This window comes from Desulfovibrio sp. JC010 (assembly GCF_010470675.1).
In the GTDB taxonomy this organism is placed as follows: Bacteria; Desulfobacterota; Desulfovibrionia; order Desulfovibrionales; family Desulfovibrionaceae; genus Maridesulfovibrio.
Window position 1 is genome coordinate 29796 of record NZ_VOIQ01000023.1, and the last position, 12300, is coordinate 42095.

The 12300-nt window shown below is 48.5% G+C and carries 11 protein-coding genes, 2 tRNA genes and 1 pseudogene; 7 read left to right on the plus strand and 7 right to left on the minus strand.

The genetic code is table 11. The features are described 5' to 3' along the window. Positions 1–10 precede the first annotated feature (10 nt). The 4 genes from FMR86_RS19500 to FMR86_RS19515 form a co-directional block, all read right to left on the minus strand. Entirely contained in the window at positions 11–2323 is a 2313-nt protein-coding gene (locus tag FMR86_RS19500; RefSeq protein ID WP_239057303.1) for an ABC transporter substrate-binding protein, read from the minus strand. A gap of 149 nt (positions 2324–2472) precedes the next feature. Then, positions 2473–2549: transfer RNA gene (locus tag FMR86_RS19505), tRNA-Met, on the minus strand. Positions 2550–2717: 168 nt separating this feature from the next. After that, positions 2718–2794, minus strand: a tRNA-Met gene (locus FMR86_RS19510). Between the two features lie 133 nt (positions 2795–2927). Further along, positions 2928–3722, minus strand: coding sequence for an undecaprenyl-diphosphate phosphatase (locus FMR86_RS19515; protein ID WP_163353088.1), 795 nt, complete (start codon positions 3720–3722; stop codon positions 2928–2930). A gap of 147 nt (positions 3723–3869) precedes the next feature. Here FMR86_RS19515 and FMR86_RS19520 point away from each other — a divergent pair, with 147 nt between their 5' ends. The 3 genes from FMR86_RS19520 to FMR86_RS19530 are packed head-to-tail and all read left to right on the plus strand — an operon-like array spanning position 3870 to position 6341. Then, positions 3870–4064 (plus strand): hypothetical protein, encoded by a 195-nt coding sequence (locus tag FMR86_RS19520; protein WP_163353090.1) that lies wholly within the window; start codon positions 3870–3872, stop codon positions 4062–4064. A 1-nt stretch (position 4065) separates the two neighbouring features. Next, positions 4066–5226, plus strand: coding sequence for an LPS export ABC transporter permease LptF (gene lptF, locus FMR86_RS19525; RefSeq protein ID WP_163353091.1), 1161 nt, complete (start codon positions 4066–4068; stop codon positions 5224–5226). After that, complete coding sequence (locus FMR86_RS19530) at positions 5223–6341, plus strand: LptF/LptG family permease (RefSeq protein ID WP_163353092.1); 1119 nt, start codon at positions 5223–5225, stop codon at positions 6339–6341. Before lptF ends, FMR86_RS19530 begins: the two co-directional genes overlap by 4 nt. 170 nt (positions 6342–6511) lie before the next feature. Here FMR86_RS19530 and yihA read toward each other — a convergent pair whose 3' ends face one another. Continuing rightward, on the minus strand, positions 6512–7117 hold the full coding sequence (gene yihA / locus FMR86_RS19535; protein ID WP_163353093.1) for a ribosome biogenesis GTP-binding protein YihA/YsxC: 606 nt from the start codon (positions 7115–7117) through the stop codon (positions 6512–6514). Between the two features lie 139 nt (positions 7118–7256). Between yihA and FMR86_RS19540 the strand changes: the two genes are divergently transcribed. The 3 genes from FMR86_RS19540 to FMR86_RS19550 all read left to right on the plus strand — a co-directional run bounded on the left by FMR86_RS19540 (position 7257) and on the right by FMR86_RS19550 (position 10675). Beyond that, positions 7257–7712 (plus strand): type II 3-dehydroquinate dehydratase, encoded by a 456-nt coding sequence (locus FMR86_RS19540; protein WP_163353094.1) that lies wholly within the window; start codon positions 7257–7259, stop codon positions 7710–7712. A gap of 66 nt (positions 7713–7778) precedes the next feature. Beyond that, complete coding sequence (gene efp, locus FMR86_RS19545; protein ID WP_163353095.1) at positions 7779–8339, plus strand: elongation factor P; 561 nt, start codon at positions 7779–7781, stop codon at positions 8337–8339. 125 nt (positions 8340–8464) lie between these two features. Next, positions 8465–10675, plus strand: a complete 2211-nt coding sequence (locus FMR86_RS19550) for a DNA translocase FtsK (protein WP_239057304.1) — start codon at positions 8465–8467, stop codon at positions 10673–10675. A gap of 193 nt (positions 10676–10868) precedes the next feature. Here the strand turns inward: FMR86_RS19550 and FMR86_RS19555 are convergent, their stop codons facing one another. Further along, entirely contained in the window at positions 10869–11336 is a 468-nt protein-coding gene (locus FMR86_RS19555; RefSeq protein ID WP_163353096.1) for an L-2-amino-thiazoline-4-carboxylic acid hydrolase, read from the minus strand. Positions 11337–11396: 60 nt separating this feature from the next. On the opposite strand from FMR86_RS19555, the gene lolA reads away from it, so the two are divergent. Continuing rightward, positions 11397–12041, plus strand: coding sequence for an outer membrane lipoprotein chaperone LolA (gene lolA / locus FMR86_RS19560; protein WP_163353097.1), 645 nt, complete (start codon positions 11397–11399; stop codon positions 12039–12041). Positions 12042–12191: 150 nt separating this feature from the next. Here lolA and FMR86_RS20900 read toward each other — a convergent pair. After that, positions 12192–12300, minus strand: a pseudogene (locus FMR86_RS20900) (IS110 family transposase); the annotation flags it as partial.

Below are 12300 nucleotides of genomic sequence, written 5' to 3' on the forward strand. Positions count from 1 at the left end.
ATTTTATCTGTTATATTTTGGGAATTTTTATGGTGAATCTTGAACCACGGCCTATTTCGGTATCAATTTCAAATGTTCCGTTGTGATTCTGTGTTATTATAAAATATGAAACAGAAAGTCCAAGGCCGGTTCCAACTCCCGGTGATTTGGTGGTGAAAAAGGGTTCAAAAATACGTCTTTTTACTTCCGGGCTCATGCCCGGGCCGTTGTCTTCCACTTCGGCAATGATAAATCTGTCATCTGTTCTGGTCCGCAGTGTGATGGTCGGTGTCCTGATGTCGGCAATTTCGTTGGTGGCAAATGCTGCATTTTTTACGAGGTTAAGCAGTACCTGTTCAATTTCAATGCGCAGGCAACTGATCATGCCAAGATCTTCTTGATATTCTTTAACTATTTTTGTGTGTTTGAAGTCGTATTTCTTTTTTAGATCATAATCACAGGTGATTATGTTCATGATATCGTCAAAAAGCTGGTTCAGGCTGCAGCTGCTCATGCCCTCATCGTTGCGGCGGGTAAAATTGAGCATGGTCCGGACAATATTTGCCGCCCGCTCACCTGAGCTGTGGATTCCATCCAACATTCTTATTATGCCACGTTCTTCAAGAAATCCGTTAATCTGTTCGCATGTGCAGCCGTGTTTTTCCGCAACTTTCACGCTGGCAGGAACGTCTGCTGAAATGCGGCGGTAAATATTCTGAACTGCCTGCAGAATTCCGGCAAGGGGGTTGTTGATTTCGTGGGCCATGCCTGCTGCAAGACCGCCGACGGAGACCATTTTTTCCGTCTGGATAAGCAGCTCCTGTGTTTTGACTTTTTCGGTCATGTCGACGATCGATGCGATGCAGTCTTTGCTGTCATCAATAATTTCGATATTTGCGTGAACATTTCGTATTTCACCATTGGCACGCATGAATTTAAAATCATATGATTTAGGTGTGTTGTGCTCTTCGGAAAATCTGGTCTGAGCAAAACCGCTCATCCTTTCCAGTTCTTCAGGGGCAATGAAGTCCGACCACTTTTTCTTGTTTTCAATTTCTTCACGGGGAATTCCGCAAAGTTCCGCATATTGTTCATTGCATCTTTTTATCAAATGATTCTCGACAGTATAAATGAGAGTTGCGGCACCACTGTTTTCAAATATGCTGCGGTAGTACTTTTCACTTTTTTTGAGCTTTTCTTCAATTTCTCTGCGGGTATTGATTTCGTGTTTGAATTTTCCGGCAACAAATATTGAGGCCAGCAGGATGATCATTATTGTTCCGAATATTACGGCGGCGATAAAAGCCGTTTCTTCCTTGATAGTTACTTTTCCTGCTGTGGGATTGAAGAAAAAGTTATCGAGATTGCGGTTATTATCAACCAGTCCCTGTTTTATGAATTCTTCTCCGATATGTTCCCAGCGGGCGGGATTGCTGTGACCTATGCTTATCAGTTCCGGCAGGATCAGAGTTTTTATTGTGTCTGCTTCGTATGTTAAATGTCCTTTTGATTTTAACGAGCCGAATTTGTCGATGATGATATCAATTAATTCTTCAGGGTGTTCAAGGGCGTATTGCCATCCTTTCAGGCTTGCCCTCAGGAATTTATCAACCCTTTCCGGGTGTTTTTGAATTTGAGCGCGCGAGGTAAAAAGCGTGTCACCGTAAAAATCAACCCCATGGGTGTAGGGATATATAATGGAAAAAGGTACATTCTCTTTTTTTAGATAATACGGTTGGTTGGTAATATAGGCGGCAATGACGTCAAGTTGCGGATCAAAGTAATCTTCCGGCACAGCAAAGCGGTCCACAAGCTGGATGTCGCTGAGAGAAATACCACTTCTTTCCAGCATGACTTTCAGTTCAATATCCTGCGAAGCTGAATTCATGAGTACGGTTTTCCCCTTAATCGCCTGTGCTGTATGTATAAGGGGTTGGTTTTTGGAAATAAACACAAGAGGGGAGTGCTGAAATATGGAAGCCAGCAGGACCACTTTTTTCCCTTTCAGGTAATGCAGCAGTATTTCAGAATTGCTGACTCCGAAGTCAGCCTTGCCGCCAAGTACCTGATCAATTGGGTTGTGGCGCAGGTCACGTTCAATGATTGTTACATCAAGGCCTTCGTCTTTGTAGTATCCTTTTTCAAGGGCAGCATAATATCCGGCAAACTGGAACTGGTGGAACCATTTAAGCTGCAGGGTTACCTTGTCCAGTTGCTTGTCGGCAAGACTGCTTTCGGGAAGAACAAACAGTGCCGAAAAAACAATAAGAGCGCAGAGTAGCAGTGAAAGAAATGAGCCGGTGCGCTTACAGGGGGGCTTGGGCATGGAGAATTCATTATTCAAAATGTAAATCCTGTGTTTTTGAGTATGAAATTACCTGAATGCTAACAGAAAGGGCGTTCTTTGGAAATAATTCCCTTGGATTAAAAGGCGGGTACAGGACAGGATAAAAGAAAAGGCTCTGCAAAATCTGCAGAGCCTTGTAATTATCGTGGTAGCGAGGAAGGGAATTGAACCCCCGACACTGCGGATATGAGCCGCATGCTCTAACCAACTGAGCTACCTCGCCACGCTTTGTGGGTTGAACTTCCTGTCCAACGAGGAAAGTGTTTATACATTCCTGAGCAGCTTGGCAAGTAAAAAATGACAAAAATTTCGGTATAATAATTATATAATGAATTGTCGCGAATACAAAAGAAAAAGCCCTGCAAAATTTTGCAGGGCTTTATGACTATCGTGGTAGCGAGGAAGGGAATTGAACCCCCGACACTGCGGATATGAGCCGCATGCTCTAACCAACTGAGCTACCTCGCCACACTTTTTGTGGGCTGGACTTCCCGTCCAACGAGGAGTCTTTCTATACAGTCTGCCGATACTTGGCAAGTAAAAAATAAACTTTTTTTAAACTTTTTTTTAAACTCACCTGAATATCAATTGGTTATGTCTCCTAGCTCCAGAAAAAAAGCACCAGAGGAGCAATGGCCAGACGGTAATATGCAAAGGGACGCAGGGTCAGTTTGCCCAGCAGGTAGATGAATACCTTTACTGCCGCCCATGCGGAGAGAAAAGAGACAACAAATCCGACAGCCAGAAAGGGGATGTCGGCCATGGTGAAGAGCTTGTAGCTTTTAAGCATGTCGTACCCGGTGGCGGCAAACATGATAGGAACTGCGGCAATGAATGAGTACTCGGCAGCGATCTGGCGTTTGGCACCCAGCAGCATGCCGCCCATGATGGTAGCTGCGGAACGGGAGAATCCGGGCCAGAGGGCCAGACATTGAAAGCAGCCGATACCGAGGGCCAGCTTGGGGGTGACCTCATCAAGGGAATAGCAATTGGGACGGATGTCCTTTTTCTCAACAATCAGGATCATGATTGCCCCTACGCCGAGTGCCCATGCGACCGTATACGGATTGAAAAGGTGCTGTTTGATGAAGTCATGGGCCAGCAGACCGAGCACTGAAGCTGGCAGACTGGTCAGAAAAAGCAGGTAGAGTCCCCGGATGCCGGAAAATTTCTGGGTCGGGTTGGGCACGATCAATCCCCAGAAACGGGACCAGTAGAGCACTACCACGGCCAGAATTGCTCCAAGCTGGATAGCAACCTCGAACGAGGCCGCTTTTTCCCCGGTAAAGCCGAGCAGGTGTCCGGTGATGATCAGGTGTCCGGTGCTGGAGACCGGGAGGAATTCAGTCAAGCCTTCCACAATGCCGAGAATTGCGGCAGTAAATAGCGATGTCATTAGTAATCCTTTATGATTGCCGGAAGTTCCGGCCTTGTTTTCAAGTTATCAGCCTTGGGTAAGCCAGCCTGCACAAAGTTGCAAGGGGCGGCAAGCTGGTGTACTGATGAAACTTAATCAATTACGTCTTAAACAAGGATTTTATATATGACTACTGTAGTGCCTCCCTGTGAACTGACCAGAAAAGCGGTTAAATGGATTTCCGAGCAGCAGGCTGAAACCGGCAAGTCCCTGAAATCACTGCTTGAAGAGGCTGGTATGAGATTCAATCTTTCTCCCAAGGATATGGAATTTCTGGAACGTTTTTACGCTGAAAACAACGGCGATCCGGTAGAGTGCTAAATTGAAGCTTCTGCATCGCAATATTTTTAAAGAACTCATATCCATATTCACCCTGAGCATTTCAGGTTTCATGGGCTTGATCCTCATCGGCAGGTTGCTGCAGTTCAGGGATTTGTTTATGGGGCAGAGTCTCGGCGCATTGGAAATAGCCAAGCTGTTCATGTACCTGTGCCCGTTTTTCCTGCTCATGCTCACCCCGATTGCAACCATGCTTTCGATTTTCCTCACTTTTTTGAGGATGAATGCGGACAATGAGATTACTGCGCTCAAATCCGGCGGTTTGAGTCTGTACCGACTGCTGCCCGCACCGATCATATTCTGCTTGCTCTGCACCGGGGCGGATTTTTACTTTTCCCTTTACGGGCTTTCATGGGGGACGGAAAATTTTCGTAACGCGCTTATGGAATTCGCCCGCACCCAGAGTCAGTTGGCCATTCAGCCCGGAGTATTCAATAAGAATTTCCCGGGGTTGGTCTTTTATGCCGATGGAGTGGACGAGGAGACCGGGGTGATGAGTTCCGTCTTCGTGCGTGATAACACCCGTAAAGGCATGACCGCCACTATCGTGGCTCCGCTGGGTGAAATCCGTACCGATCCGAAGATGGGCCGCTTGCTTATCCATCTGGAAAACGGACGCATTTACCAGCAGGAAAATGACCAGCTTTCCGTGCTTAAATTCAAGAATTATGATGTGCGTATCCCTCTTGCCAACATCCTGAAAGGTTATGATGTGGCAGAACTGCGTCCCAAGGAAATGTCATGGGAAAAGCTGGTCCGCATCAGCCGGGCCGGGGATCGCGCCGGGGAGATTGACCCCAGTTTTTTCAAAAAAGTTCAAGTAGAGGTTCAAAAACGGCTGGCCCTGCCCGTGGCCTGTCTGGTCCTTGGTATGTTTGCCGTGCCCATTGCCTGTATTTTCCGGGGACTCAAACAGCAGTACGGTTTGATAATCTCCATGGGGCTGTTTCTTGTCTACTACACCATGCTTTCACTAGGAGTTACTTTCGGCGAGAGCGGGGTGCTGACTCCGGTGGTCGGCCTGTGGCTGCCCAATATAACATTTGCAGTGATTTCGGTGGTATTGCTTAAGATGGCAGTTATGGAGCATTCATTCAGCATCAGGATTCCGTTCCTGAAGAAATTCAGGAGGAAAGAAGCATGATCCGCAGAATTCTTCCCGGATACCTTGCGTCCTATGTGCTGAAGCAGAACCTTTTCCTCATGTGCGTCTGTCTCGGCGTGGGAACCGGAATTTACCTGCTTTCCGACCTTTTTGACCGTCTGGACGATTTCATTGAGGCCGGGCTGGGCATGGGGACCATACTAAAGTATTTTCTGGTTAAGATGCCGCTCATCTTTTCCCAGATTCTACCCGCAGTGTTCCTAATCTCCATGATCGTGCAGCTTTGCGTTATGGCCCGGAGCAAAGAGCTTCTGGCTCTGCGTACCGGAGGGCTGTCGCTGATCTGGTTTCTCAGGTTTTTTGTGATCTATGCCGTGATCTGGTCTTTTGGACAGCTGCTTTTTTCGCAGGTGATCGGGGTTTACGGTGAGCAGGAGGCCTATCGCATCTGGAAAGAAGATGTGCGTAAAAGCATGCTCGACAAGCGAGTACTCAAGAATATCTGGCTCAAGCAGGGGCGTTTTGTGGTCGAGGCCAAGCAGGTTATGCCCTTCGGCAACCAGGCCAAGGGGATAACCGTCTACGAATTTGCCGAAGGCAACGGCGGAATCAAGCGGGTTATCACCTCAGAAAGTGCCGAGGTAAGCAGCAAGTACGGTTGGAAGCTGGAGAATGCGGTGGAACTCAGTCCGGATCGTTTCGCTTCCCGCAAGCACCCTATGTTCACCATGCCCATCAAGCTCAATCTTGATGTCTTCAAGGTGGTTGATCCGGATATTGACCCCGCCCAACTGCCGTTATGGCAACTTGATCAGGTCATCGAGCAGCTCAAGTTGTCCGGTTCCAGTGTGGATCGGCTGGTCACGGCGTGGCATTCCAAGTGGGCTTATGCCTTTTCGCTGCTGACCATGGCCCTTGTTTCGTTGGCACTGATTACAATCAGCGAGAATATTTACCTGAACATCGGCCTTGGGCTGGGGATGACTTTTGCTTATTACGCCCTGTTTATGGTCGGAGCCTCAGCAGGGGATAGCGGGGCCTTGCCGCCTATTGTTGCAGCATGGTTCGGGAATATATTGATTAGTGGATTAGCACTTGGGCGTATCGCGTGGGTCTTTGTGCCGGAGCATTTCGGCAAGTATTTTAAGAGATAAGTTGATACGCTACGCGCTTTTTATGAAATGATTTTGTCTCCGACGGCCAAAGGAGCTAAGCCCCTTTGGAATCCCTATTAGGCGAAGCCTTAACAAAAAGTTTTGGGATTCTTAAACCCTTTTTCGAAAAGGGTTTAAGGCCCCCGGCAGGGCCGCCGGAGGCATATTATTTATTCAGATTCTTCCTCAATATCGGCTAGTTCGGGAATCGCGGTAACATCCAGCATATTCCAGAGTCTGGTGCGGTTCATGCCGGTTTTGCTGGAAACGCAAAGCGGCTTGACTTTGAGGATATCTTCCCATTTGTTCTGGACTTTTGCGCGATCCCTCTGCTTGGTCTTGTCCGATTTGGTCATGATGGGCAGGATGGGGATGTTGCAGTGCCGGAAGTAGGCAATGAGATCCAGATCGTTCTGCTGCGGGGTGTGACGGCTGTCCAGCAGTACCGCGGCAGCAGCTACATGCGGGTTGTCGAGCAGATATTTGTCGATGAGTTTGCCCCATTTTGCGCGCTCGGTCTTGGAGCAGCGGGCGTAGCCGTAGCCGGGCAGGTCTACTAAAAAGTAGCCGTGCGGGCTTACTTCATAATAGTTGAGACTGCGGGTCTTGCCCGGTGAGGAACTGATCTTGGCCAGCTTTTTTCTGTTGGCAAGACAGTTGATCAGCGAGGACTTGCCGACATTGGAACGCCCGGCCAGAATGATCTGCGGCGCGGCCAGCTCTTCAAGCTGATTGATCTCGTAGACTGTTTTAATTAGTGTGAGTGTATTATCCATAAGGAATTTTCCTTGATTATTCGTGGTTGCGTAAACCCGGCTAGTTCACTTATTTCTTAAGGTTAGTCAAGCCGGACGATCATTACAAGGATATTTTCCAATAACCTGAACCCAAACCTTAATATAATAGGCGGATTCAATGAAAACTTTCCTGATCCTGAACGGGCCGAATCTCGGATATGTTGGCAAACGTCAGCCTGAGATATACGGCTCTGATAAAATTGAAGATATTCCCGATCATCTTAAAGTGTTAATGGGTGACAGAGCCGATGAAATCAAGCTGGAATTCTTCCAGTCCAATTCTGAAGGAGCCTTGATTGATAGGCTGGAAAAAGCCCGTGAAGACGGAATTGACGGGGTTGCTTTCAACGCCGGAGCCTATACCCATACCAGTCTTGCCATTGCGGATTGCCTTGCATGGATTGAAGTTCCCTGCGTGGAAGTGCACATCAGCAACATCTGGGCGCGGACAGAAGATCCTGTTCGCCAGCAAAGTTTTATGGGAAAACAGTGCATTGGAGTAATTGCCGGATTCGGAATAATGAGCTATGCCTTGGCCGTTCAAGCATTGTTTTCGCATGTAACAGCTGATTAAGACAGCGGGGCAAGGCTTAAAGGTGCCGACTGATGGCCCTGCAAAAAATATTTATTTGGAGGAAATATGATTTCTACTAAAGATTTTAGAAACGGACTGAAGATCGAAATTGACGGTAAACCTTACGAAATTGTTGAATTCCAGCATTTCAAGCCCGGTAAGGGCGGCGCATTTGTACGTACCAAGCTGCGCAACATGTTCACCGGCCGCATCACCGACCAGACTTTTCGCTCCGGTGAAAAAGTAGTTAAGCCCGACATGGCTACCAAAGAAATGCAGTACCTGTACAAAGACGGTGAAGATTATGTGCTCATGGACCTCGAATCCTACGAGCAGATGAACGTTGCCGCTGACGTTATCGCTACTGCCGGCGGTTTCATGAAAGAAGGCGAAACCAACAAGGCTCTGCTTTACAATGGTGATGTGATCGGTGTTGACCTGCCTGCTTCCGTAATCCTTGAAGTTGCCCAGACCGATCCCGGTGTGCAGGGTGACCGCGTAAGTAACGCAACCAAGCCCGCCACCCTCGAAACCGGACTGGGCATCAACGTACCCCTGTTCATCAACGAAGGTGACAAAATCAAGGTTGATACCCGTTCCAGCGAATATCTCGGTCGCGAAAAGTAATTTGATACTTACTTGTTTCGGGGGGCTTACTGCTCCCCGAAAATTGATTTTCACCAGCCCTTATCCGGGACCAAACGGAGGATGAGACACTGCCAAGCGGAAGATTCGCAAAAGAGATTTCCGGCATGTTCTGGTTATTTTTAGCCGTATTTCTTTTTATAAGCATGTACTCCTACCATCCGGGGGACCCGACCCTCAATCAGGCTGTCAGCGGAAGCTGGAAAGTCAAAAATCTCATCGGACCCGCCGGGTCTTATTCCGCCGGGATTCTGGTGGATTTTCTCGGACTCGGTTCATGGCTGGTTCCGTTTTATTTTCTTTTTCTCGGAATTACTTCATTTCTTCCCGGCCTGCGTCAGCCGTGGTGGCGTTGGATAGGACTTATCCTTCTTTATGTCTGCCTGTTGGCCTGGGCCTCTCATCCGTGGCTGGTGCCGTATCAGAAAGTTCTTGCCGTTCATGAGGGCGGTTTTTTGGGAGGCTTATTTTCCAAGTGGTCTTTCAAATACCTGAACCCCGTAGGTGCCTTTCTGGTCTGGCTGTTTATCAGCCTTGCCGGGATTCAGCTGACCCTTAATCTCAGCTGGGCCTCCATCGGCAAGCGTATACGTTCTCTGCTTACAGATTTCTTCCTTAAGAATAAGGAGCGTGTGGAGCGCAAGGCTAAGCGCATGAAGGCGGAGCAGAAGATCAAGCGGGCCGAGCGCAAAAAGGCCAAGGCCGAAGCAAAGGCCCGCCGTGAGGCTGAAGCCGAACTTGAAGCAGAGCAGGAAGCTGAAGCGGCGGATGCAGAAGAAGAGGGCGATGCCCTTGTTCTTAAGCCTTTCGACGATAAGCCTGCCAAGAAAGAAAAAGCCAAGGCCAAACCCAAAAAAGCCAAAGCCAAGAAGATTGACACCAGCACTGATTTTCCCGCCCTTGATTTTCTGGCCGAGCCCAAGGTTGCCGGGGTGCAGTTTGATCCCAAGGATCTTGAGGAAAAGACCGAAGCCTTAAAGGTCTGCTTGAAGGATTTTAATATTGACGGTGAAGTTCAGAAGGTTATCCCCGGTCCGGTGGTAACCATGTTTGAATTTCGTCCTGCTCCGGGTGTAAAAGTCAGTAAAATTGCCAACCTGACTGACGATATCGCTCTTGCTTTAAAAGCCACTGCGGTGCGTATCGAAGCCCCCATTCCGGGTAAGGATTCTGTCGGTATCGAGATTCCCAACGACAATCGCCAGACTGTATATTTACGTGAAATTTTTGAGCACAGCTGTTTTACCAAGTCCAAGTCCGCGCTGACCATGGCTCTTGGTAAGGATATTCAGGGTGAACCAGTTTCCGCCGACCTCGCAAAAATGCCGCACCTGCTCGTTGCAGGGGCTACCGGGGCCGGTAAAAGTGTCTGCCTGAACGGTCTGCTCATGTCCATGCTTTACAAGGCCGGACCGGAAGAGCTCAAGCTGTTGCTCATCGACCCCAAACGCATTGAGTTGGCTGTGTATGCCAGCCTGCCGCATCTTGTGCATCCCGTGGTCACCGATATGGCCCTTGCCAAGTCCGCCCTTGAATGGGCCGTCTTTGAGATGGACAAGCGATACGAGAATATGGCCCGCCTCGGCGTGCGCAATATCGCCAGTTACAACGAAAAGCTGGCCAAGTCCGGTGATGATCTTCCAGAAGAGTTGGAAGATCTTGAACCCATGCCGTATCTGGTCATCATTGTGGACGAGCTGGCCGACCTCATGCTCACTGCCGGAAAGGAAGTGGAAATCAGCATCGTGCGTCTGGCGCAGCTGGCCCGTGCTGCCGGGATTCACATCATCCTCGCCACCCAGCGTCCGTCCGTTGATGTCGTAACCGGGCTGATCAAGGCTAACTTCCCGACCCGTATTTCTTTTCAGGTAACCTCCAAGCACGACTCACGCACCATTCTCGATATGGTCGGTGCGGAGAAGTTGCTTGGACGCGGTGACATGCTTTTCAAACCCAGCGGTTCCAAGCTGCGCAGGCTGCATGGTGCCCTTGTTGAAGATGACGAGATCAAGGGCGTAGTGGATTTTTGGAAGAAGAAATATCCGCAGGATTTCGAACTCGATTTCACTGACTGGAAAGATTCCGACCAGTCCGGACCCGGTGCCGGATCAATGCCCGGAGAATCCGATGACCCGGTCTACAACGAGGCCGTTCAGTTTGTTATGGAGCAGGGCAAAGCTTCTATTTCTCTCCTGCAGCGTCGTTTCCGCATCGGATTCAACCGAGCTGCCCGGTTTATCGAACAGATGGAACAGGACGGCATTCTCGGCCCGCAGGATGGCAGCAAGCCGCGCATAGTACTTGTTACTAAAGATTAGCCTTCGGCGACACCACAGGTCTCGCGTATCCGTAAGACTCGAAGCAAAGCTTCTCGCCGAACGGCTACGAGGCCTGCCGGGGGCCTTAAACCCTTTTTGTAAAAAGGGTTCAAGAATCCCAAAAACTTTTATTATGCTTCGCAGTTTAAATTTTAAGACCGCAATATTAAAAATATTGTGGTCTTTTTTTAGGTTATTTCCAAATAAACTTAAACGGGCAACAGTCTCCGCCTTCTGCGAGGGTGGTGTCTCTGACCATGCTTAATTTATCGTTGTAGCCTTTGGCGAAAGGTTCGTCGCGGGAGCAGGAGAGCAGGGTGCATAGTTCTTCGGGCAAGCCCATTTCGCGGTATGATTCCTGATAGCGGCAGCGGACTACTTTGATTGTCAGTTCATTGCCGTTGATGGAGATGTCGCTGACTTCGATGGCGTCTTCTTTTTTCCAGATTTCCACCACTGTGGAAAAATGTTCGAGATTCGGCGTGTCTACGGATGCGGCGAATCCCTGTCCGGCTTTGCGGGCTGATTTTTGCAGGTTTTCGGTTATGATTTGCAGGGCTTGTTCTTTACCCAGCTGTTCGGACATGGTTGCGTAGAGTTCGCCGTAAAGCTCGGCTTCGATCAAGCGGCGGGAAATTTGTGATACAGGTTGTACTTTCATAATCAATCCAAAAGGGTTAAGGGTGGTTCTGTAGATGAACCCGAATTCACGAGGAGAATAATGCGATTCAGGATTTTAATACTTGTTATCTCGGCTCTGCTTTCCTTCAGCACAGTAGCGATTGCTGATGATTTGACCACCGAGATTCAGAAAACATACGATTCCATTAAAACTTTCAGTGCGGATTTTACCCAGACTTTGACCAATGCCGCAAGTAAGGAACAGGACATCCGTTCCGGCAAAATTGTTTTCAAGCAACCTTCTTTGCTGCGCTGGGAATCCGTGAAACCGGAACCGGAACTGCTCATTGTGGGCGAATCTATTGTCTGGGATTATTTTCCGGAAGATGAGCTGGCCCTGAAATACCGCACCAAGCAGCTTTTCAATTCCAAAACCATGATCAAATTCATCTCCGGGCAGGCTAAGCTGGAAGAGGATTTTGTGGTTGAAAATCAGGGCGATGACAACGGGCTGATCAAGCTCAAATTGCTGCCCCTTGAACCTGAAACAGGCATGGTGCTGGCTTTCGCGTGGATTGATCCTGATAAAAAAATGATGAGCAAAGTGCTGGTAGTTGACTTCTACGGCAACGGAAATGAAGTTGCCATGAGCAACATTGAAATCGATCCCGATGTGGATGACTCAGTATTCGAATTCACCCCGCCCGAAGGCGTGGACGTGGAAGATAATACGAAAGTTAAGTAATTTTTATTTACTGAAATTAAAAGCCCGGATTTGAAATCAAATCCGGGCTTTTTAGTTTAATAATTATTAATCGTAACCAGCGGCGAAGCCTTAATAAAAAGTTTTTCTGGCCCTCGGAGAGCCGCCGGAGCAACGGTGGCAAAAGTCAAGCTACGCAGGCTGCTCAGACCAATATTGGTCGTTAGCAATTAGGGCATTCAAAATGCCAAGTAACTTTCTCATTGATGCGACCATCGCAACTTTATGAGCTTTGCCAGCG

What these genes read in the sequence shown, in the direction of transcription:
- FMR86_RS19515 (WP_163353088.1), bottom strand. Translation starts at nt 3,722, where the DNA reads ATGACATCGCTATTTACTGCCGCAATTCTCGGCATTGTGGAAGGCTTG.
- yihA (WP_163353093.1), bottom strand. Translation starts at nt 7,117, where the DNA reads ATGGATAATACACTCACACTAATTAAAACAGTCTACGAGATCAATCAG.
- FMR86_RS19555 (WP_163353096.1), bottom strand. Translation starts at nt 11,336, where the DNA reads ATGAAAGTACAACCTGTATCACAAATTTCCCGCCGCTTGATCGAAGCC.
- FMR86_RS19520 (WP_163353090.1), top strand. Translation starts at nt 3,870, where the DNA reads ATGACTACTGTAGTGCCTCCCTGTGAACTGACCAGAAAAGCGGTTAAA.
- FMR86_RS19530 (WP_163353092.1), top strand. Translation starts at nt 5,223, where the DNA reads ATGATCCGCAGAATTCTTCCCGGATACCTTGCGTCCTATGTGCTGAAG.
- lolA (WP_163353097.1), top strand. Translation starts at nt 11,397, where the DNA reads ATGCGATTCAGGATTTTAATACTTGTTATCTCGGCTCTGCTTTCCTTC.
- FMR86_RS19540 (WP_163353094.1), top strand. Translation starts at nt 7,257, where the DNA reads ATGAAAACTTTCCTGATCCTGAACGGGCCGAATCTCGGATATGTTGGC.
- FMR86_RS19550 (WP_239057304.1), top strand. Translation starts at nt 8,465, where the DNA reads ATGTTCTGGTTATTTTTAGCCGTATTTCTTTTTATAAGCATGTACTCC.
- efp (WP_163353095.1), top strand. Translation starts at nt 7,779, where the DNA reads ATGATTTCTACTAAAGATTTTAGAAACGGACTGAAGATCGAAATTGAC.